Source organism: Paenibacillus sp. FSL H7-0943 (genome assembly GCF_037963265.1).
Taxonomy (GTDB): domain Bacteria; phylum Bacillota; class Bacilli; order Paenibacillales; family Paenibacillaceae; genus Paenibacillus_AQ; species Paenibacillus_AQ odorifer.
The window spans coordinates 5,914,163-5,936,123 of record NZ_CP150148.1; the positions used below are offsets into that span (position 1 = coordinate 5,914,163).

The 21,961-nt window shown below is 44.9% G+C and carries 10 protein-coding genes; 1 reads left to right on the forward strand and 9 read right to left on the reverse strand.

The genetic code is table 11. The annotated features are described in order from the left end of the window. Positions 1–74 precede the first annotated feature (74 nt). The 7 genes from NSQ55_RS25805 to NSQ55_RS25835 form a co-directional block, all read right to left on the reverse strand. A complete protein-coding gene (locus tag NSQ55_RS25805; protein WP_076130480.1) occupies positions 75–1,001 on the reverse strand; it encodes a DMT family transporter in 927 nt (308 codons plus the stop codon). Positions 1,002–1,209: 208 nt separating this feature from the next. Continuing rightward, positions 1,210–8,586 carry a pectinesterase family protein gene (locus NSQ55_RS25810; RefSeq protein WP_339169746.1) on the reverse strand — a complete coding sequence of 2,459 codons (7,377 nt, stop codon included), beginning with the start codon at positions 8,584–8,586 and terminating at the stop codon, positions 1,210–1,212. 80 nt (positions 8,587–8,666) lie between these two features. After that, positions 8,667–10,253, reverse strand: a complete 1,587-nt coding sequence (locus NSQ55_RS25815; protein ID WP_339169747.1) for a glycoside hydrolase family 43 protein — start codon at positions 10,251–10,253, stop codon at positions 8,667–8,669. 74 nt (positions 10,254–10,327) lie between these two features. Continuing rightward, complete coding sequence (locus NSQ55_RS25820) at positions 10,328–11,698, reverse strand: glycoside hydrolase family 28 protein (protein ID WP_076130458.1); 1,371 nt, start codon at positions 11,696–11,698, stop codon at positions 10,328–10,330. A 5-nt stretch (positions 11,699–11,703) separates the two neighbouring features. Then, the gene (locus NSQ55_RS25825; RefSeq protein WP_339169748.1) at positions 11,704–12,861 is read right to left on the reverse strand and encodes a glycoside hydrolase family 88 protein; all 1,158 of its coding nucleotides are present in this window, start codon (positions 12,859–12,861) and stop codon (positions 11,704–11,706) included. Between the two features lie 94 nt (positions 12,862–12,955). Next, entirely contained in the window at positions 12,956–14,512 is a 1,557-nt protein-coding gene (locus tag NSQ55_RS25830; RefSeq protein ID WP_076134128.1) for an extracellular solute-binding protein, read from the reverse strand. A gap of 88 nt (positions 14,513–14,600) precedes the next feature. Beyond that, the gene (locus NSQ55_RS25835) at positions 14,601–15,566 is read right to left on the reverse strand and encodes an ABC transporter permease subunit (protein ID WP_269473519.1); all 966 of its coding nucleotides are present in this window, start codon (positions 15,564–15,566) and stop codon (positions 14,601–14,603) included. Between the two features lie 275 nt (positions 15,567–15,841). On the opposite strand from NSQ55_RS25835, the gene NSQ55_RS25840 reads away from it, so the two are divergent. Further along, positions 15,842–16,726 carry a carbohydrate ABC transporter permease gene (locus tag NSQ55_RS25840; protein ID WP_076130456.1) on the forward strand — a complete coding sequence of 295 codons (885 nt, stop codon included), beginning with the start codon at positions 15,842–15,844 and terminating at the stop codon, positions 16,724–16,726. A gap of 64 nt (positions 16,727–16,790) precedes the next feature. Here the strand turns inward: NSQ55_RS25840 and NSQ55_RS25845 are convergent, their stop codons facing one another. Both NSQ55_RS25845 and NSQ55_RS25850 read right to left on the reverse strand, forming a co-directional pair. Further along, complete coding sequence (locus NSQ55_RS25845) at positions 16,791–19,037, reverse strand: AraC family transcriptional regulator (protein ID WP_076184805.1); 2,247 nt, start codon at positions 19,035–19,037, stop codon at positions 16,791–16,793. A gap of 198 nt (positions 19,038–19,235) precedes the next feature. After that, complete coding sequence (locus tag NSQ55_RS25850) at positions 19,236–21,905, reverse strand: copper amine oxidase N-terminal domain-containing protein (protein ID WP_076184806.1); 2,670 nt, start codon at positions 21,903–21,905, stop codon at positions 19,236–19,238. Between the last annotated feature and the right edge of the window lie 56 nt (positions 21,906–21,961).

Consider the following 21,961-nt stretch of genomic DNA (forward strand, 5'->3'; position numbering starts at 1 on the left):
TTTCCACAAAAAAACACCGATAGATAATCTAATCCTCTCAGGATCAGATCATACCATCGATGCCAGTTTGCCGATTAAAGTTCTACCTTACGGAGTGATTGTTTTGGTGATGGTTTGGATGACTTTTTCCCTGTCCCCATCGGTAGGATTTGTGGAGCTGCGATCCCGATCAGAACTACGATAATCCCGATCCAGCGAAGTAATGATACCTCTTCTTGCAGAACTAACACGGAGGCTACTACAGCTGCCGGTAACTCCGCTGCCCCTAAAATCGCGCCTAGACCTGAACCCAGCTTCGGAACCCCGATCGAAAAGAACAGAACTGGAATTACGATGCCCAACAAACCTAGAGGTAGGCCGTATTTCCAAAGCCCATCGGTAATCGCACCGTCATATAAAAACGAAGGCGAAAAAACAGTCATAATAATAACCATTGCACTAGTGGTCATATACAAGCTTTTATTAACGGCAGGCACCTGCGTAGCTACTCTTCCACTCACAAAAATATAGAAAGCAAACGACACGGCTGACATTAAGCCAAAAATTACACCAGTGGTCGTAATTCCACCTATACTCGGCTCAAGGATGCCCCCCGCTAATACTGTACCAATTAGAAGGATAACCATCGAAATCACTTTTTCCCGACTAGGAAGTTTTCGATCTACAACCGCCTCCAGAATTACACCGATCCAAGTAAATTGGAATAACAGTACAATCGCAATCGAAGCAGGTAATTGTTCAACGGCGAAGCCATAAAATATGCCAGTTAAACTGATGGTGATCCCAGCGGCTAATAATTTCCCGCCTGTTTTTAGCCCTAATTTCTTTCGAGAAAATAATAAGACCAGCAAGAGCAGCATACACCATCCAAAAAAGTATTGTGATCCTACCAATTGTTTCATTCTAAAGCCATCGTTCATTCCAAGCTTGACGATCGTAGAGAGTGAGCCATAACTACAAGCGCCTAAAAAAACTAGTAAAGCATATTTGAATAACTTCATATTCATCGTAAACCTCTTCCCTTTCTCTTGAGCAAGCTCATTAACATAATAAAGCCCCTTGTCATCGAAATGACAAGGGGCGATTGAAACCAAAGAATACATCTTTGACAAAGTTCCGCCACTCCATCCACTGGATAGAGTTTGGTTTATTTACTTATAACAACTCCAATCATAATATGATAAATCACACAGGGTGTCAACTTGAAATTTAAGGATTTAGCTGGAACAATCGATAGACAATAACAGCTGCCTGAGCACGAGTTGTATTGGCTTTAGGTGCAAAGTTATCTTTGCCCACACCTTGAATAATCTTTGCTCCGCTCATGAATTGTACAGCCTCACGAGCGTAGGCTGAAACATCAGCGGCATCATTGAAATTCACTGGCTGGTCCACTTCCACGACCGTAAGCTTAGCGAGCTGTGCTGCACGATAAGCCATCAACGCCATTTCCTCACGGCTAATTGTTTCATTAGCACCGAAGGTTCCATCAGATCTGCCCTGAATAATTCCTAGCTGCTGAGCAGCAGCAGCGGAGCTGTAGTACCAAGCATCCAGCGAAACATCCTTAAATGTACTTGCCGCATTACCTTCCTCTAGCTCTAATGCAAGCATCAGCATCTTTAGGAACTGTGCCCGAGTTACATTCAGCTGTGGCCCGAAGTTATGATCTCCGGTGCCATTCAGGATGTCTCTGGCGGCGAGGGCTTGAATGCTATTTTGTGCCCAGCCTAGTCCAGCGATATCCTTAAAGGAATTTTCCGCATATGCTACTGCGAATCTGCCGGAATTGTCTGGTCTAAAGATGATTTTGCCAGTTGTCAGATTAAACTGAGAGTTTCTAACCACCTCCACAGTCCCGTCTTCACGGATTTGGTAGACTACTATTTGTTCTACACCTGAAGTTGTCTTTGGTTTGTAATCCCGTTCAACCTTCAGTCCACGCCCAAAGCTGTCAAACTGTTTGCCATCAACAAAGAACTTAAACTCATAAATATCCCCGACATCCGTCTGAAGCGACAGTGTCTTCGCGTCAACTTTGCCAACTACAAGCTTAACGCTTACGGCGTCAGATCCTGCCATCGCAAGAAGCAGGTCAGCATTTATTCGGAACGTAGACAATCCCATGTCTATTTCTAAAAGTTGAATTGCTTTTGCTCCCGCTCCAGCCAACTCACGAGCTGGCAAGGTCAGTTCAATCACCGAGCTGGCAGAGGCTGGCTTCACTGTGATTCTCAATACTCCATTCTGCATTGAGCCAATTGCTTGTTGCAGAATCGCTGAGGATACCTCTGCAATAGCTTTACCATTCACATCCGCTGTCACGGAAAGAGTAACTCCATCTGCGTTCACAGTTGGTTCCGGTTGTTTCACTGGTTTGAATGTCGTTGAAGTTGAAGTACCGCCCGATTCTGAAACCTGCGATTCTGCCATAATCTCAATGGACATCGTGCCTACAACACCAGAGCCATCTTTAGCTGCCGCTTTCACGGTTACCTTGCCTGCTGCAATTGCAGTGAGCAAGCCGGTATCCGTAATAGATGCTCGCTCAGTAGCTGATCCATCCTCATTCACCACTGACCAGCTCACTGCTGGATCGGATGCATGGTCCGGCAGGATTACAGCTACCATTTGCAGGGTTTGCCCTGACTTGATTTCGCTCACATTATCTTTGGAGGAGACTTTTATCTCCATGACGGATATAGGAATGACATGAACAACCGACTGTGCCTCATGCAGGATGTCAAATTCAACATCTGTGTTGGATCCTCGGAAAGAAATAAATCCAAGCGGCACGGCGATTTCACGGGTTGTCTTCTTCGCTTTGAAGATCATTTCTAAGAATTCCGCATCATCGGTCAGGATATTTCCTGCCTCCGTTCCAGCTACACTAACTGTTATTAGACCTGGACTGTCCTCATTAATATGAGTGATGCTGAATCCGTCTGGCAAGGTCTGAGCGGATACGAATTCCACACCAGATACGTCATATGCCATGGTAAAGTCTACAGCATACACTTCCTTGTAGACGGAGGTAGTAACATTTGTAAGCCCTACACGGTAAGTGAAATCCTGTCCTGCCGCCACTTTGACGGGTCCGTTAAGCGTTGCAGCGGGCAGATTACGGGCAATCTCATCTTGTCCGCTGATCTTAATCTCTAGGCTTCCGGATACTCCACTTCCATCTAGAGCTCGCGCCGTTACTTGAACGCTACCGTTCTTTCTAGCTGTCAGCAAGCCCTTCTCATCAATAACCGCTTTATCCGTTGAGGTTACCCCATCTGCTTCAGTTACCGTCCAGATAACTTTAGGATTCGTCGCATTTTCTGGAAGCACAGAGGCTTGCAGCTGCAAGGCACTGCCCTTCGACTCAATGCTGCTAATTCCATCTTTACCCGTTACAGTAATTGAAGAGACATGTACCGCAGGTATCTGCTCTTGTCCCACTAAAATCTTGGATTGCTGTGGATTCCAGCCATCACTTCCACCAAGCACAGCTTCAATCGTATAGGCAGCCGCCTCTTCTGCTGTTAATTGTTTGGACCAGCTGTAACGTGAAGCTGCATTAGCACCCTCTCCGTAACCTAAAAACTCAGAGAACCGTGCAGTTTTGGAACGACCTTCATACCATTCATGCCAGCCAGTAGCACGAATATGAGCTCCCATCTCCGTATTAATGAAGGTAGAGCTGCCGTATTCTCTCCATGGCCGGCCCAAATCAACGGTTCCAGCAGCAACGCCCTCACTGGCAGTTAGTCGATTATTGATGAACACATAACCAGGCTTACCCGTTGCCGTGGAAGGCGCAGTAACATAGCCAGCACCCGCACTTTGAATCACATTATTCTCGAATACGGCAGCGGAATTACCGAAGATAAAGTCTACTGTACCTTCAATATGGCTGTCGACGAAATAGGCTCTTCCCTTATCTGCGAACAGGGTATCCTGATATCCTAGAAGCTTAACATTTCTGTACACTCCCCGGTCTCCTTCAGCATATAAAGCGACTGCCTGACCGGCATCCCGCCCAGCACTGTTCTCAACCGTCATGTTCTCCAGTGTGAAATCAGTTGCCGCAACCTTTAATGTATAGCTGCCGCTGGTGCCCATTTCTTTACCATCTGAGCCAATGGTTTTCGCGGAGTCACCGTTAATAAGTACGGTACCTTCCCAGCTCTCACCGATGATACTAATATTCATCTTACTAGAAGGTACAAGCACCTTCTCCTTATACGTGCCGTTCTTCACTTTAATAATCGTGGTTAGGGCACTATTATCAGGTGCTGCTTGAATAGCGTCATTAATCGTTTTATAATCTCCTGTCCCATTCTGAGCAACAATAATGACAGGAGCTGGAATTCCCTTGACCACCTCGGATGGAAGACTGGCACCCTTATCACCGATGGCGATTACCGCATATTGATAGGCAGTCCCGTTGCTCAAGCCTTTATCGGTATAATCGGTTGCTTCGATGCCGTCGGCCACGACCGCATAACTGCCACCGCTCTCCGAGCGTAGAATTTGATAGCTGCTAGCTCCATCAGCTACATTCCAAGTCAGATGGATATCAGTGTTGCCAGGCTCAGCACTAACTCCTTGTGGAGCCTGCGGCTGGCCGGAATTCTGGTATGGAACCGCTGAGGCAACAGCTGAATCTAGACTACTACGGGTACCATTTATTGCTTGGAATTTGTAATAATACGGTGTTCCGTTTACGAGCCCACTATCAGTAAAGCTTGTGCCTGATAAATCAGACCCGAGCACTTCATAAGGACCTTTCGCCGATGTGGCACGTTTGACAATATACTGGTTCGCCTCCTCAATCGCTGGCCAGCTTAGTTTCATTACACTGTCACCAGCTTCAATGGAAACCACAGGCGTTCCCAAAGGAGATTGCGGAGTAGCTTCAACAGGCGCTGATTCTTTTCCCTCTCCGGCCACATTGGTTGCAGATACGACGTAACGGTAGGTTTGCCCGTTGGCCAGACCTCCGACGCGGTAAGTTGTGCCGGCGATTTCTTTTGCCACGAGTTCATAGCTGCCTGAAGTCTCATTCCACTTCTTGATGCTGTAGCTAGCTGCATTCTCCACAGCATTCCAGCTGAGATCCAGCTGAGTATTCCGACTTACAGCCGCGAACGATTCTGGCGCAGGCAATTTCACCGCCAAAGCGGATGGGGTAATACTAATTTCATTGGAATTTCCCGATTCACCAGTCGGCGCCATCGCCGAGATAACATAATAATAGGTAGTTTCGTTGGTAACTTCAGTATCAATATATGATGTCTCTGTAATAGCGTTGGCAATAGTCTCATAAGGCCCCCCGCTCTTAAGACTTCTCTTAATATTGTAGGAAGTTGCCCCTTCAAGAGCAGGCCAGGATAGCTGGGCTGCTTGGTTTCCTGGAAGTCCAGTCAGTCCAAGCGGTGTTTCAATCGGCTCAACATAGATCTTTAAATTATCTAAGTAATAATTTCCTGAGCCGCCGCCCGGTGTCTTGGACAAAATACGCCCAATGCCATAGCTGGCGAAATTCGTGGTTGTGAACGGAAAAGAGCCCGCAGGCTGATCATCGATATATACATCCACTTTATCGTTGTTCACATCCACCTTTAGCTTCAGGTTATACCATTGTTTTAGGGAATAAGAGTTCATCAGTTGATGATACTGGCTGCTCCCCCTGCTCATGGTTAGCGTATATTTACCTGTAGCTTCAGGAAGCGTTGGCTTTCTGCTCTCAATGGAGAATGCCGTTTTGCTTCCATCTGTACTCTGGGCCTGCAGGAACACCGAGGTTCCCGATTCTGTCACAAACATAAAGTCAGTGTCAATAACGAGTGCACCCGTAATTGGCGCGAATTTGCGGATAAACTGCACGCTGCCGTTCGCACCATCGAACACATTCAACACTTGATCTGACGTATTCCCCTTACTGTCAGACGGTGTGGGAGATACAATAACCTTTTGAATTTCAGTCTGTGGATTTGGAGTCACATCATAATACTCTGGTGTCACACCCACAGCAACCTGTTCAAAGTCTTCATCCACATAATACACATTACCTGCTTCACCTTCAGCCGTAGCGCTGGCCTCATCGGAATCAAAGCTTTCACCAAGCTCATTCACAGCACTGACCACGTAGTAATAAGTTTTTCCGGAGCTGAGTCCGGAATCAGTATACAGGCTATCTTTAATTTCAGTATTGATCGTCTTGTATGGACCGCCTGAAACCTCACTACGTTTAACACTATACGACTTGGCAGAACCAACATCCTCCCAATTCAGCTTCACTTTTTCCTCACCTGCTGTCGCTGTAAGACCACGGGGCGCAGTAGGAAACTGATCACTAAGCGGTTTCAGCTCCACCTCACTGAAGACAGATGCATTATAACGATTAACCTCGTTATCTACCTTAGCGGCATCGGCTGCAAGACCAAAATAAACCGTATCATTCAGGTCAAGCTTCACCGTGCCTACCTTGCTCCATGTTACTTTATCCGGCGATACCAGACCTGTCACTTCATTACCAAGACGAACCAGCTTCACCCAATAAGGTGTATTGATGAAGCTGTCCGGTTCTGTTTTTACCACCTTGGCTCCTGTGGTGGAGCGGGTAATCATAACTCCCTTCTTGCCATATTTGACATAAGGGATTGCCAGCATTGTCATTTTAGAGTTCTCATTGAGATTATCACGAATCATGACACCTGCTTTTGCATAATCGTCAGTTCCCGTTACGGAGTCGATTCTAGCAATAATTTCACCATTGCCTGTCAGGGTTTGATAAGCAAAATGAAAATTATCAACAGCCGTTTCGCTCTCTGATGTTGCTCCGATAAGTCCAGCCGATTTGAGCGTAATCTTCCCGCTATCCGGATGAAGCGTAGTCACTCCCGCTATCCCTGGATGGCCAATATCCACCGAAGTCCAAGGAAGAACGGATCCAGACGTGTTGACATGAATAGCCACGTTATCAGATTGTGTCTTGAGACCCTTATTGTCTATAGCCTGAACAACGAGATAATAGGTACCATCCTGCACATTGTTCCAATCGAAACTATAAGGTGCTGTGGTAGCTTCGGCTTGCTTCACACCATTAACGATAAATTCCACCTTAGCAATACCATCACTATCACTTGCAGAGGCTGTAACCTTCACATTGTTGCCTGACTCTATGATTTGGTTATTCACAGGATAATTGATAGCGGTTACAGGATTGTCTGTATGCTCATTCCCTGCTTTTCCCAAAACAATCAGATCATTCAGATACACTTCTAGATTCGTATAGCCCTCCGCAGATAATGTCGTCTTCTTACCATCCTCAGAATCGGTAGGGTCTAGTCCATTAGCAATCTCCCAGCTGTCATCCATACCGTCATGATCCATGTCGATTACATTGGAAGCTGTCTCTGTATAGTCTGGGTAACCGCCTATTTCAATAGGTGAATTAATATGCTGTCCAGTGCGATTCTTCACATCATTAATGACCCGCGCATCGTAAGCATCACGCCTTGGCAAAGTGGCACCAGCATCCGCCATTACATTTGCGTAGGCTTCTTCCGCCGACACTGCCGTATATGGGTTAGGCATCTTTGCCGGCTCCGTAAGCTTAGAGATATCCGAATACTTTTGCACACCCTTCCAGTTGTCTTCAGTAACCTTCGGATTACCATCCATGATGTTCCCATCTATAAACAACCGGGTTTCTGGAGATACTTCCCCAAACAATTGATTTTTTACACTGGTGTAGGTGTTTGGACCATTTTTATAATAATTGTTAGTGATATTATATCGATAATCTTCCGCTCCACCCCCATAGGTAGAAGCGAATCCCCAGTTATAGATAACGTTATTAGACATTTCCGTCAGGTCCACCAATTTGGTCACCGTCGGCAAACGGGGGTTGCGGCTGGTGCTATGAGCAATCAGATTGTGAAGGAAACTGGCATTTTTGCCACCCCAGATTCCTCCGTAGCCGTGACGTCCCTTCTGGTGTGTCGTCATCAGCATACTTTCAGCGGATATCGACCATTGCACAGTAGTATTCTCGTTATCATACAGACTGACCACTTCATCCACCGACCAGCTGAATGAGCTATGATCGATAATGAGATCCTTATGGTACCTTGATCCAAAAGCATCATCTTCACTAGCTACCCGGTCGCCTAACCGGAAACGCATATAGCGCATAATAATATTGTCAGCTTCAACAGAGGTTGTGTAGTCGGCAATTGTAATTCCGTCACCTGGAGCCGTTTGCCCGGCAATCGTCAGATTTGAGCCAGTAATCTTGAGGGATTCCTTCAGATGGATGGTTCCCCCCACTCGAAAAACAATGGTCCGATTACTTTGGCTTACCGCATCGCGGAAGGAGCCGGGGATCGGAGTTTCCTTGATACCATAATCAGCCAACGTCGTTACTTCATACACAGGTTGAGCTCTTCCGCCGGTTACATATTTGCCGCCGCCTTCCGCGCCCGGAAAAGCAGGAAGCGCTTCCAAAGAAGCGGCCTCGACACCACCAAATGGCATACATGTTGCAAGAAGACTCGCAACCAGCGCCCCGGATAACCATTTTCTCTTCATACAAGACCTCCTAATATCTATTGGAATAAGAAGGGGGCCCTGTCCTCAGAGCAACCCCTTCCTTAGTAAAGCCGTGTGTATTATTCCTTGCCCTGATAACGGAAATATGCGAAATCAGCACTGCTGCCACCGAACTGCTGCATATCATGCGCCGCAATGCCAACAAAGTTCCCAGTGAAGCCTCCCGACAAAAAGCTGATATTCTGCGGATCGCCAAGTGGCTTCCACTCCGTATCGTCACCCTTAAGATAAACAAATTGCCCAGTCACTTCCTGCACCTCAACCGCGATCCGCACTGTCTCCCTTGCATTTAGTTCAATCATTACAGGCTCCGCAGTGAATTCATCGCGCTGACAGCGCATTAACCGCAGCACCTTGCCACGTCCTTCTTCATGGCTGATATACGCATAAAGATAGTTATCCTCATTCAGGTATAACAGTAGTCCTGCCATCTGCAGATAAGTATTCGGTTCATATTCAAGCGCTGTTTCAGCGCGGAAGCTTATATCCATCTGGCGAATAGCCAGAATATGATGCTCAAACAGACTCTGCACGGACTCCCCGGCCCTGATTCTTAACCAGCCCGGTCTTTCAGCAAGGGAACACCAGCTTTCATTCCTAGGAATCCGCAATGTATTCCAGTTCTTTTTCAATTCTGGGCCGTTAAAATCATCCTCAAATTCAAGCGTCCGCACTTGGTTCAGGAACTGTGTTCCTTTAGGTGCTGGTACCTTGAGCTGTGGTGTATTTCCGCCTGAGGTTAGTCTTAACCAGCCCTCCTCATTCCAGTGCACCTGCTGAACGGCAGTCTCTCTCCCCAGTATGGCGTATTCGCCTTCAAGGGGTCGCGTACACAAATGGGCCATATACCATTCACCTTCTGGTGTCTCTACCAGACTTCCATGGCCTGCACATTGAAGCGGCAGCTCGGGATTATCCCGTGAGGTCAACATCGGATTGAGCGGATCCACCTCATACGGACCAAGCAGCGCCTTGGAGCGCGCTACGGTTACGGCATGCCCCGATCCAGTGCCGCCTTCTGCCGTAATTAAGTAGTAATAACCTCCCCGCTTGTAAATATGCGGCGCTTCCGTCTTCTTCAGCGGCGTGCAATCAAAGATTTTCACAGGTTCACCTATTAATTGGCACTGCTCTGGATCGTACTCCTGAATTACAATCCCGCAGGACTTATTGCCTTCCGTAATCCGGTAATCCCACAGCTCATTCAGCAGCCATTTGCGCCCATCCTCATCATGGTACAGAGATGGATCGAACCCGCTGCTGTTTAGGTATACCGGTTCAGACCAAGGTCCCTCAATACCCTCCGCAGTGATCAGATAGTTATGACAGTCTTTAAAAGGCCGTTTGGTGCTCTTAACATCGGTATAAATCAGATAAAACAAACCGTCATAATAACTAAGCTGTGGAGCCCAGATACTGCAATTTTTCGGATTTCCCCGCAGATCTACCTGATGAGTCAGAATATCTGTGCAATGCTCCCAGTCTGCTAAGTCCGCTGATTGATACACCCTCACACCGGGCAGCCATTCAAAAGAAGAAACAGCAATATAGTACATCTCCCCCGCTCTTACAATACAAGGGTCAGGATTGAAGCCTTTTAATATGGGATTGTGAATAACTCCAGTCTGAATATTATCTGTAATCATCTTCATACTCCTTCCTATTTCCATACATCCGCACCCTTCACCCTAAGCAAATCTGCGGTCTATCCTGTCAATTATCAGTCTGTCTGCTCACTTAGATCTTCCTGTGACGGGATAACGGTTACCTGCTGCACTAATTCTTCCACTTTACGGGTGTTTCTCGATTGGCAGCCGGTGATATCTACCGTTTCTCCATTTTCAATATAAAAAGCCGGTCCTTCATGATTCTCGATCGTCACTTGGCGGAAGCGAATATCTCTTACGTTGCCCAGATAAAACCCACGGTTGTTCATATCCTGGATTCCTGACATCATGGCTGGACGACCAGGGATTGCATTCTCTGCCATGGAAATATCAATATCGGAAAAGGTAATTTCTGAAATGTATTGCTCCGCAAGGCCGTAAAGAAAACCTGCAGCCGCGTGAACATTCCGAGCAGTAATATTAGCAAAATGAATCCGTCGGAAGCAGGGGGTCTCCTCCGTCACCGGATAAGGATTCTTATCCCATACATATTTGTCCTTACCACGTGGTCCGCAGAAATAATAAAGATTAAGAATAAACGGACAGATCACGTCCTCCATCACGATATTGCTGACACGAATATCTTCGACAACACCTCCGCGCCCGCGTCTGGACTTCAGCCGAATGCCGCGGTCCGTCTGCTTGAACACGCAATTGCTGATCACGATATTACGGATATCTCCGCTCATTTCGCTTCCCAGCACCACACCGCCATGACCATGAATCATCGTGCAGTTAGTTATCGTGATATTCTCGCAGGCAACCCGCTCCTTCGTATCCTCCGTCCCTGCTTTAATGGCGATGCAGTCATCACCCACATCGATATTGCAGTTGCTGATGCGGACATTCACACAGGATTCTGGGTCAATACCGTCTGTATTAGGCGAATCCGCCGGATTATAGATCGACAGATTATCAATCGTAACATCATGGCAACAGATAGGATTCACAGTCCAGCTTGGGGAGTTCACGAGTGTCAGATCTCTGAGCGTGACTCTACGGCAGTTGTCGAAGCTGATAAGCTTCGGGCGGGGATACAGCAGTGAATCAGGAGAATTCCGATGTTTATCCCACCAAGGTGCGCCCCTTCCATCCAGCTTGCCTGCACCTGTAACCGATACATTCTCTAGATTTATTCCAAAAATACATGAAGCATGGACGTTCTGCTTCACACCCTCCCAACGGGAATCCACCACCGGATAATCGTTAGGATCAGAGCTGAAGCTAAGCACAGCTCCAGGACTGAGCTTCAGCTCAATATTGCTTTTCATGAAGATAGCACCCGTCTGATAGTGCCCGGAAGGAACATAAACTGTTCCTCCCCCTGCCTCGCTTGCCGCATGAATGGCACTGGCTATCGCTTCCGTTGAAGGCTCTGCACTATTAGGATGCGCTCCGTAGTCATTTATATTGTAGATAGACATGTGCTTCACTCGCTTCCTTTCGTCACGACGGGACGCTGCAAATATTCATATTCTCCACAAGCCAGGAGAAATGCGCCAAGCCCCTTCTGATCATTGGTTACGATCGGTTCACTGATATAATAGGCGTAAGTACCATCTCTCCGGTCCTCACCACCGAGTCCAGCGACCTGGCAGTTTTTATTCAGGTTAACCCAGCCATTTTTGGTTTCCAGCACAAATTCAGCAATAAGACCTTGATAAGCACGGTCAAGAGTCTCGAACCAACTATCATCGAGTACACCAATCCGAATGCCCTTAGCCATTGCATAGGTGATCATGCTAGAGGCGGAAGCCTCCAAATAATTGCCTTTACGGCCGCCCATGTTTACAACCTGATACCATACTCCAGCATCCGCATCCTGAACCTGACGAAGCGCTGTCAGCGTATCTGTCAGTATACGTGCCACGATCTCATAATCCGCGTGTTCCTTAGGGAGCATGCCGAGTACATCCACTAGCGCCATCACATACCACCCCAGCGAACGCCCCCAAAAGTTCGGAGACAACCCCATTTCAGGATCGCACCACGGCTGTACCCGCTTTTCATCCCATGCGTGAAACAGGAGACCCGTCTCAGCATCCTTGGTATGACGCTCGCACAGAATAAATTGCCGGGTCACATCGTCCAGACCCTTGCCGCCTTCATACTCAAGTAAATACTCCAGATAGAAAGGAGAGCCCATATACAAGCCATCCAGCCAAATCTGATAAGGATATACATTCTTATGCCAAAACGCACCTTCTGAGGTTCGAGGATGCGTTGTTATCTGCTTTCTTAATAAATCTGCAGCCATTTTATATTTCGCTAACCCAGTTTCTTTATGGAGCACAAATAGGATCTTTCCGTTATTTAAGTGATCAATATTATGTTCGCTCAGGCGATATCCCTTCACAGAGCCGTCTTCCTCAATAAAATAATCCATATTATCTTTGATGAATTGATAATATTTAACCTGCCCGGTCTGTCTCCACAGCAGCTCAAAACCCTTCAAGATGACTCCATAATCATAAGACCATTTTCCATGATATCCGTTATCCTCATATAATCTTGGCGTTCGCTCCATAATCGAATCTGCCATTCGAACACCCCAGCCCATACTCCTAAGTGCATTGTTGTCTTTCATTTTTTCCTCCTGTTTGAATAGATATGGTCCTAAACGCAGCCTCCCCATTTAGGACCCCTCTACTATTTTCTTAGAATATAGTCTGTAGTACTTCTTAAGGATTTACAGCTTTATAAGCAGCTTCATATTCAGTAATGATTTTGCTGCCGCCGGATTTCTTCCACTTTTCAACCTCAGCTTTAAATCCGTCCAAATCAATTTTGCCTAGGATATATTTATAAGTGGCATCTGTCATAATCTTTTGCAACTCAGATCCTTGAGTAGAATAGGTCTCAGATTCCAGAGAGTAAGCAGGATTCAGTACAGCATATTTAGCATTCTCAACGATCAGCTTATCAGCTTCAACTTTGAGTGGATCAGCATCATGGATAATGAATCCATTCTCTAATGGACGAGATGCCGAAAATGGCTGAACTTCTTGCTTCCAGAGATCTGTATCCTTAATCGTAACCGCTTGTTCTCCATCGATTGTATAGTGGACATCCTTAATACCATAAGTCATCAAGCCATAGACATCTTCATTCATAAGATCATTAACAAATTTCAAGATCCGTCTTAATTCATTTTCATCCTTGACTTCGGATTTCGGGAAAGACAACAGTCCCCCAATTCCGTTATTACCAGCCCAAATGGCGCGATCCGCTTCATTACCGGTGGAAGTGATATCGTTAACCATAACCAAATCCATACCATCCTGTATGCCTTTAGACAGATTCAGTAGGTTCTTGCTGTCAAACAAGGCACCCACATAAATTCCAGCCTTTCCTTGCGCAAAATTCTGCTGCTGATCTGTTTTAGCCGTCACAGCGAAATCCTGATTGATATAACCACCATCATAAAGAGTCTTCATATAATCCATGGTCTTGACATAAGCCTCTGTATCGAACTCCGGTGTCATTTTACCCGCATCATCTACACTCCAATAGTTCGGTGTTCCAAAGTATGAGCCCAATGTCTTAAATGCTCCATATACAAGATCGCTGCGGTCCATGAAGCCTGTGGTATCCTTTTTGCCATTACCATCAGGGTCTTTTTCGGTAAACGCTTTCGCAACTTCCATCAACTCATCTGTTGTTTTTGGAACCTGCAGTCCAAGCTTATCCAGCCAATCTTTACGGAGAACAACGCCGTTTCTAGCCAAGGACTTCTGGAAAGGAACCCCGTACAGCTTACCTGCAATCGATGCCGATGTACGTGTATCCTGTGAAATTTTAGCCAAATTCGGGAACTCATCAAGATAAGGACTTACTTCCCAGAACATACCGGCCTTCAGTGCATTACGTACAGAAGAGTTATCAAGAATAGTCAGGGTAACGATGTCTGCTAGGGAATTCGATGCTAATGAAGTATTAATACGTTCTTCTTTGGAAGGATCCGGAATCCATGAGAATTCAATCTCTGTATTCGTCAATTCTTCAATTTTGTCCAGAATAGGACCCGTTGGTGTTGTAGACGTTTGTAAAATGTTCAGCCAGCTAATCTTTGCTTTAGCATCTAGCACATCTGCAGGTGCAGCAGTTGTTTTAGCCGTTGAATCCGTTCCCCCATTTGAAGAATTTGACTCCTTCGCGTTATTGCCTCCTCCGCATGCAGTGAGTACTAACCCGCTACACAACATTAAGGCTGCAATTTTTTTGTAATTGCGATTCATCAACATTACCCCTTTTACTAATGTATTTGTGTTGTATCTTCCACCTCTGCCCTTAAGGCAGAGGTAAGAATTCAGCATACTGTGAAGCCTAGTAAACACCATCTTCGCCGATTTTTTTGGCCAACTTGTTCGACAGCATAACGAGAATCAAGCCAACCACACCCTTGAACAGACCCACTGTCGTACTGAAACTCAATTGTCCGTTCTTTAAACCAGCTGTATAGATATAGGTATCGAAAATTTCTCCAACTTCGCGGTTCAAGGAATTGATCAGCAAGTACATATGCTCAAAGCCCAGATCCAGCGTGTGGCCAATCTTCAGAATAAGCAAGGTAATAATGATTGGGCGAATTGCCGGCAGAGTGATATGCCATGTTTTACGCAATCTTGCCGCTCCATCCATCTCAGCTGCTTCATATAACTGCGTATCCACTACGGTAATGGCTGCCAAATAAATAATGGTTGACCAACCAATTTCTTTCCAAATGATCTGTCCGATATACACGGTACGCAACCACTCAGGAGAAGTCAAAAAGCTGATCTTCTGCATCCCAAGGGCCGCCAACATCTCATTCAGCACCCCTCCATCCACATTCATAAATACATAGGAAATGGAGACGATGATAACCCATGACATGAAATGGGGGATATAAATAATCGTTTGAATGGTGCTCTTAAATAACTTGTGCTGAACTTCGTTAAGCATCAGCGCCACTATAATAGGTAGCGGGAAGAAAATAACAATGTTTAATGCAAACAAGATAAGTGTATTACTCAATAGCATAAAGAAGGTAGGTTCTGTAAACAATCGGACGAAATGCTTAAACCCTACCCACGGGCTATCCGCTATACCCAGAAACGGCTGATAGTCCTGAAATGCAATGATAAGACCGCCCATAGGCAGGTACTTAAAAATAACAAAATACAAAAATCCCGGGAGTATCATCAGATACAATAACTTGTTTCTTTTTAAACTCAGCCAGCTAGGCCCCGTTCGCTTTTTTCTTACTGGATTAACTTTCGTGTTCAGCATGGTGACGTTTGCCTCTTTCACCTGATCGGCCTCCTTGATCGCGTTTCTTTACGATTCCCAGATTACGATCATTCGTCCATTACGTATATAATCATCAGATACTGATACTCCAAGAACCCTACAGCTATAAGGTTTTCCAGGCCCGTGCATCTTATAGTGATTACTACAATACATAAAGATCATCTATGCCTTATCACGCTTTTTCCTCCCAAAACAAAGCCCAAGCTAATGATTATATACGGAATAACAGACCCCTGTTAAAGTTTCAATGAAACGATTACAAGGAGGATATCTGCATGTCGCAATCATCTTTTAAAAAAGAAAATATGGGTAGCCGGCTGTTTACTATTGTAAATACCACACTGCTTACACTCATTGCCCTAGCCTGTCTTTTACCCTTTGTCAATGTGTTTGCCAGTTCCTTTGCTTCAACACAGGAGGTAGTAGAAAAAAGCTTCATCCTGTTCCCGACGACATTCTCTTTGGATGCTTACCGTTATATACTGTCAACGCCTACTATTTTTAAAGGGCTTGGCGTATCCATCGGTGTAACCTTAGTGGGTACAGTTGTCAGTATGGTTCTTACCTCTTTAATGGCTTATGGATTATCTAGAAAATATCTATACGGAAGAGATTTCATCAATTTCGTAATCGTGTTCTCCATGCTCTTCAGCGGGGGAATGATCCCTACTTTCCTGGTAGTTAAATATTTCGGATTAATCGATTCCTACTGGTCCATGATCATGCCTGTTGCGATCAATGCTTTTAACCTGATCATTATGCGTAACTTCTTCCAGGCGCTGCCGGAAGGGCTAGAGGAATCAGCCAAGATTGACGGCTCTAATGATTTTGGTGTATTTTTCAAAATCATGCTTCCGCTGGCGATGCCATCTATCGCGACCCTCTCCTTGTTCTACGGGGTAGCTTACTGGAACACTTATATGAGTGCAATTTTATATATGACAGACTCCACTAAGTGGCCTATTCAAGTCCTGCTGCGCCAAATTGTTATCGTCGCCAGCGGGATGCAGGGAGATAATGCTTCTGTTGATATTATCCCACCTGCTCAAACCATCAAAATGGCGGTTATCGTAGTCGCAACCGTTCCAATGCTGCTCGCCTATCCTTTCGTACAAAAACACTTCACCAAAGGAGCCCTGCTGGGTTCTGTAAAAGGCTAAAACATTGCAGCTGCACAAACAGCCAGCCCCGGTCTCCCGGGGCTGGCTGTTTGTGTTCAGCGCCTTACTTCTCCTGTTTCTGGGTTCGGTATACACCTGGTGTTACATGTTCTTTTTTACGGAAGGATCGAATAAAGTTCTGCGGATTATGGTACTGCAGCCTTTCAGCAATCTCTTTAATGGTCATATCCGTTTCCACCAGCCACTTCTTAGCCATTTCCAGACGATAGTTCATTAGATACTCGCTAAACGTCATCCCGTACTCTTTTTTGAAAATACTGCTTAAATAGTTCGGACTGTAATGGAGGCGATCACCAATTAATTCTAGCGTTAAGTCCTGATCAAATTCCGAGCGGACAATCACCGCAATTTTATCGGATAAGAGGCGGAACTGACGGTCTGTCTTCTCCTTAACGCTGGTCACCATCGGATGGATAACTTCTTTGACCAAAATGCGTTCGATCTCTTCCGGATTACGGATGTCTAACAATCGGTGATACAACGTAGAATTGTCCTCTGTCAGCAGAACCTCTACACCCAGCAGCTGCTCCAGCTGAATCAGATTGTTGACGAAACGTATTAATGTGACTTCGAAATTCAAAGGGTTCTTACTGTGCTTCATCATTTCCCCGAGTAATGGATACAGAGAACAGGAGACTTGTTCTTCATCTCCAATCCGAATCGCGTCAAATAACTGGGACTCAAACTCAGACGGATAATGCAGTAGAACTGGACCCGAGATCACCTTCGATATATCCTCATAGAAGATGATAGACTCTTTGCCCAGATTTAAACGATGATGCAGCGCCTGCTTACTCATCTCGCAAGCTTCCCTACTAAACAATAAATTATCATAAAAATTGCTGATTCCAACGCTAATGGATAGTTTCAGGATTTCTCTAGCTGTTCGAATAATTGTCTTGGCATAGTCCAGTGCTATTCTCCGGTTCTCCTGTTCATTCGCTCCCTCAAAGATCAGGATAGTCGCTTGTGTACGGTCATTTAATAAGATAGGAATCATCCGCCTCTCCTGCGGAATCAGCTCTTCCACCAGTTTGTTAACCGCTACAAGCAGAAGATCCTTATCACTAGCCTGCCGTTCCCCATAGTTATCCAGCTGTATTAGCAGCGTTGCGTACACCGAATTCTGTGACAGCTCATAACCGAAACGAGGCAAACCCAGATTAAGCTCTTCTTGGGATATCCGGCTACGAAACAGATTTAGAATAAACTGAGTTTCCAACTTAGGCATCTCAGACTCAATCAGACCCTCTAGGCTTTCTTTCTCCGATAAGATGGTATCAATCGAATTAATAATCCAGTCTACCTCATTCTTAGGCTCTAGCTCCGCATTGGCAGGCAATAATCGGCGCTGAATCTGCCGGAATGGCTTGGTGAAATACAAAGAGATCACATAAGCGACTACCGCAATCAACAACGTAATAAGCAGTACCATCATCACAATCCCGAATCGTGTTGTCTTTAGTGCATCAGAAATTTCTGATTTATCCAAAATAGTTACGTAAATCCAATTATTATAAGAAGATTTAGCATAAATAGCTTTTATCGATTGGTGATCAGCCCGCTCCATGGCAATCGTCCCCAATTGCCCCCCGCCTCCAGCAACATTAGTGATATGGCTAAGTTGATTATTAGTCAGCAGGGACTTTCCAGTTTCCGACTCATATAAAAGCTCACCCTCCCGGTTAAGAATAAACACCGGTGTGTTTCCTTCGGTCTGAAGGGTGCTCTGCAAGGTCTGAAGGGATATATCAGATAAGGCAATCGCCTGTTTGGTCTGTGAGAATACCGGCAGGGTATTTACAAAGCGGATACCCTTATCCGTCTTAACCCAAAACAACCCCCGGCTACGGTTATTAATATAGCTCTCATAAAGTGTCCTGCTCTCTTCTTCCGTTAAATGTGAAAGCTTACCATTGGAAATCTGCCATTTCTGCTCCAAACTGATTAGAGAATAATTAACAAAATCCATCCCCATGCTGGCAATGTAGTTAAGCTGGGAATTAATCTCGCGATACTTCTCAAAATCCTGCTCGGTGATCGGATTTTGCACGACCTCCCTGAAGGAACTGGTGGTACTGTAAGTATTAAAAGCGTATTCGATGGTCTGAATTTTCTGTTCCAAGGTGTTTTTAATTTGAGTAATTAAACTCTGTTTATCATCCGCTACTCTTTCATTTACCGAATTAATCGTCGTCAGATAAATATAGCCACCGAAGCTAATAACCAGGCCAATTCCCAGCACCAGAATAGGAACAAAAATCTTGTAGAATATCCTGCCTCTTTTCATGATAGACTCCTTAAGCATGTAATTATTTTCAATTATAGCGCTTCCATTAGGTTAAACCAAATGTTTTAAATGTGTATAATCGCAACCCTATTTTTATAAAAAATAGAAAACAAAAAAACAAGGCAAAAAGCGCTTCATCAAGCCCAGTGCTCAATGAAGGTTTTTTGCCTTATATTATAATGATTTTATTCCCTATCCTTATATTTCAATCTCTTCCGTTGAATCCGAAAGACCGCCACTCTGCACGCCATTATTATTGGCTACCGCAAGAACATATACTTTATATTTAACACCCTTAACAATTAATGCACCATTAACATCTCTTCTCGAGGCTACAATTGTAGGATTCGTTCCGTTAGGCGTTATCGACGTATAATACGAGGATTTCACCTCAATTGCTTCCGCTGAACCAAAACCTTGTTTGGACGGAACCACCAGAATTCGATATTCCGAAATGTTAGACTCGTTAGAGGAACGGTTGAAACTTACTAGTATTTTACCCTCATCCACACTGTACGTTACATTGGTGACAGAGGTTACCGGCAGCTTAGTGGATAAAGTTATGGCATTCGACTCTGAGGACAACACATTAGTGCCTGAGTACTTGCCGCTGCCAATCGTTAACACATACACTCTGTAACTGATTCCACTCTTTATTAAATTTCCGTTTACGTCTCTGGCTGAAGAATCCAAGACTTGACTGGTATTATTTCCTGAAGTGCCTACCGCTGTGTAATTGGAGCTAGAAACCGCATTTGCCTGGGTTAAACTAAAGCTGCTGTAATAGGAAGTAGGTACAATCAGGATTCGATACTGGCTAATGTACGTTTCATCCGTGGCATGGTTAAAGGATACTTTTAAATCCCTGCCGTCTTCGTAATCATTAACGTCCCTTACATCCAAGCTCGAAATAGGAGCCAATTTGTAATCTACATTCAACGTAATTAAAGGTGAACCAGAAGAAAGAACATTGCTGCCCGAGTAATTCCCGCTTCCGACTGTTAATACATATACTCTGTAATTGATTCCACTCTTTATCAGGTTACCGCGCACGTCCCTTGATGACGAGGTTAACACTTGATTGGTGCTGGATCCTGTTGTGCTCACTGCTGTGTAGTTGGAACTGTACACATTATTAGCGTCAGATAAACTGAAGCTATTGTAATAGGAAGTAGGTACAACCAGGATTCGATACTGGCTAATATACGTTTCATTCGTAGCGTGGTCAAAGGATACTCTTAAATCACGGCCATCATCATAATCATTTACGTCACTTACATCCAAATTGTAGACAGCACTCACATTGTAGTCAACAGCCAACGTAATTAATGTTGACTCCGTTGAGAGAATGTTGGTGCCCAAATTCTTCCCGCTTCCAATCGTTAACACATACACTCTGTAAGGTGTTCCATTCTTAATCAAATTACCACGCACGTCTCTTGCTGACGAGGCTAACACTTGACTGGTGCTAGATCCTGTTGTGCTCACCGTTGTGTAGTAAGAGCTGGAGACATTATTCGCCTCAGATAAACTAAAGTTGTTGGAATAAGCTGTAGGCACAACTAGAATTCGGTACTGGCTAATATACGTTTCATCTGTAGCGTGGTTAAAGGATACTTTTAAATCCCGGCCATCTCCAAAGTCACTAACGTCGCTTACACTTAAATTAGAGACATTGACCGAGGACAGCGTAATCGCAGATGAAGCAGCAGACAATAAATTATTGGCTGTATTACTGCCACTATCTACACCCATAACAAACACACGGTAACCAACTCCCGTCTTAATGAGGGCTCCATCTACATCCCTCGCTCCAGACGATAAGATCTGGGTGATATTGGAACCTGTTTTGTTGACCTGTGTGTAATTTGAACTGCTAACAGCATTTGCTGCCGCCAAATTAAAAGAAGAATAATTAGTAGCTTTGACTACAAATATCCGGTAAGAACTCACCTTGGATTCATCCGATACCTTATTAAAACTTACGGCTAAATCGCGGCCATCACTATAATCGCTCACATCACTTACTTGTACATTACTTGGGGCAACGACTACAGTATTAGTATTAAGCGATATAGTCGAAGAACTATACGAGAGAGCGCTGGTATTATTGCCTTTGCCCACTGCGAAAACATAAGCTACATAGGTTTGATTACCTTTAATGAGGTCACCATCCACATCCCTTGAATTTGCGGTCATTCTAATCGTAGGATTAGTGCCTGTAGCTAAAACAGTAGAATAATTGGCGGATGTAACCTTTTGTGCAGATGAGATATTAAAAGTGCTCCAAGCCTTTACAATCATTACCCGGTAATGATCCACAAGAGCTTCATTAGAAGATTGGGTGAAGCTGACCTGGAGATCACGGCCGTCACCGTTATCACTTACATCCTTTAACTGTACATTCGATGCCGGATTTACAGTTCCAGTTTTACCGCCGGAAGTCGTTATGGTCACCACTTTGGTACTTGGATTCCAACCCACATCATGACCCAATGACTCACTTACAAACCGTGTAGGAACCATCGTTCTTCCTTTCAAATTCTGACCCGGCACATCTAGAGTTACAGCTTTATTGTTAATCGTGGCTGTCTTTGAGCCAATCTTTAACATAATCGTTGTATCATCTTTAGTTGCAGTTACAGTTTGTGTTTTCTGATTCCACTTGATGGTGGCATTAAAGGCTTCAAAGATTGCCCGTAGGGGTACCATCGTCCGTCCATTTACCATCACCGGTGCTTGATCTGTGGACAATCGAACCCCGTCAATAAAAATACTGATGGGCGCAGTAGCAGCTTTCACTGAAGATTGAAACATCATCGGCAAAACTAATAAGCCCACTAAAATAGAAATCCATAACTTCTTCACAGATTCACCCTCCTGGAATGACGAATACATTTTTTTCCTAACCTTTTGACGCTCCT

What these genes read in the sequence shown, in the direction of transcription:
- NSQ55_RS25810 (WP_339169746.1), bottom strand. Translation starts at nt 8,586, where the DNA reads ATGAAGAGAAAATGGTTATCCGGGGCGCTGGTTGCGAGTCTTCTTGCA.
- NSQ55_RS25830 (WP_076134128.1), bottom strand. Translation starts at nt 14,512, where the DNA reads ATGAATCGCAATTACAAAAAAATTGCAGCCTTAATGTTGTGTAGCGGG.
- NSQ55_RS25840 (WP_076130456.1), top strand. Translation starts at nt 15,842, where the DNA reads ATGTCGCAATCATCTTTTAAAAAAGAAAATATGGGTAGCCGGCTGTTT.
- NSQ55_RS25815 (WP_339169747.1), bottom strand. Translation starts at nt 10,253, where the DNA reads ATGATTACAGATAATATTCAGACTGGAGTTATTCACAATCCCATATTA.
- NSQ55_RS25845 (WP_076184805.1), bottom strand. Translation starts at nt 19,037, where the DNA reads ATGAAAAGAGGCAGGATATTCTACAAGATTTTTGTTCCTATTCTGGTG.
- NSQ55_RS25820 (WP_076130458.1), bottom strand. Translation starts at nt 11,698, where the DNA reads ATGTCTATCTACAATATAAATGACTACGGAGCGCATCCTAATAGTGCA.
- NSQ55_RS25825 (WP_339169748.1), bottom strand. Translation starts at nt 12,861, where the DNA reads ATGAAAGACAACAATGCACTTAGGAGTATGGGCTGGGGTGTTCGAATG.
- NSQ55_RS25805 (WP_076130480.1), bottom strand. Translation starts at nt 1,001, where the DNA reads ATGAAGTTATTCAAATATGCTTTACTAGTTTTTTTAGGCGCTTGTAGT.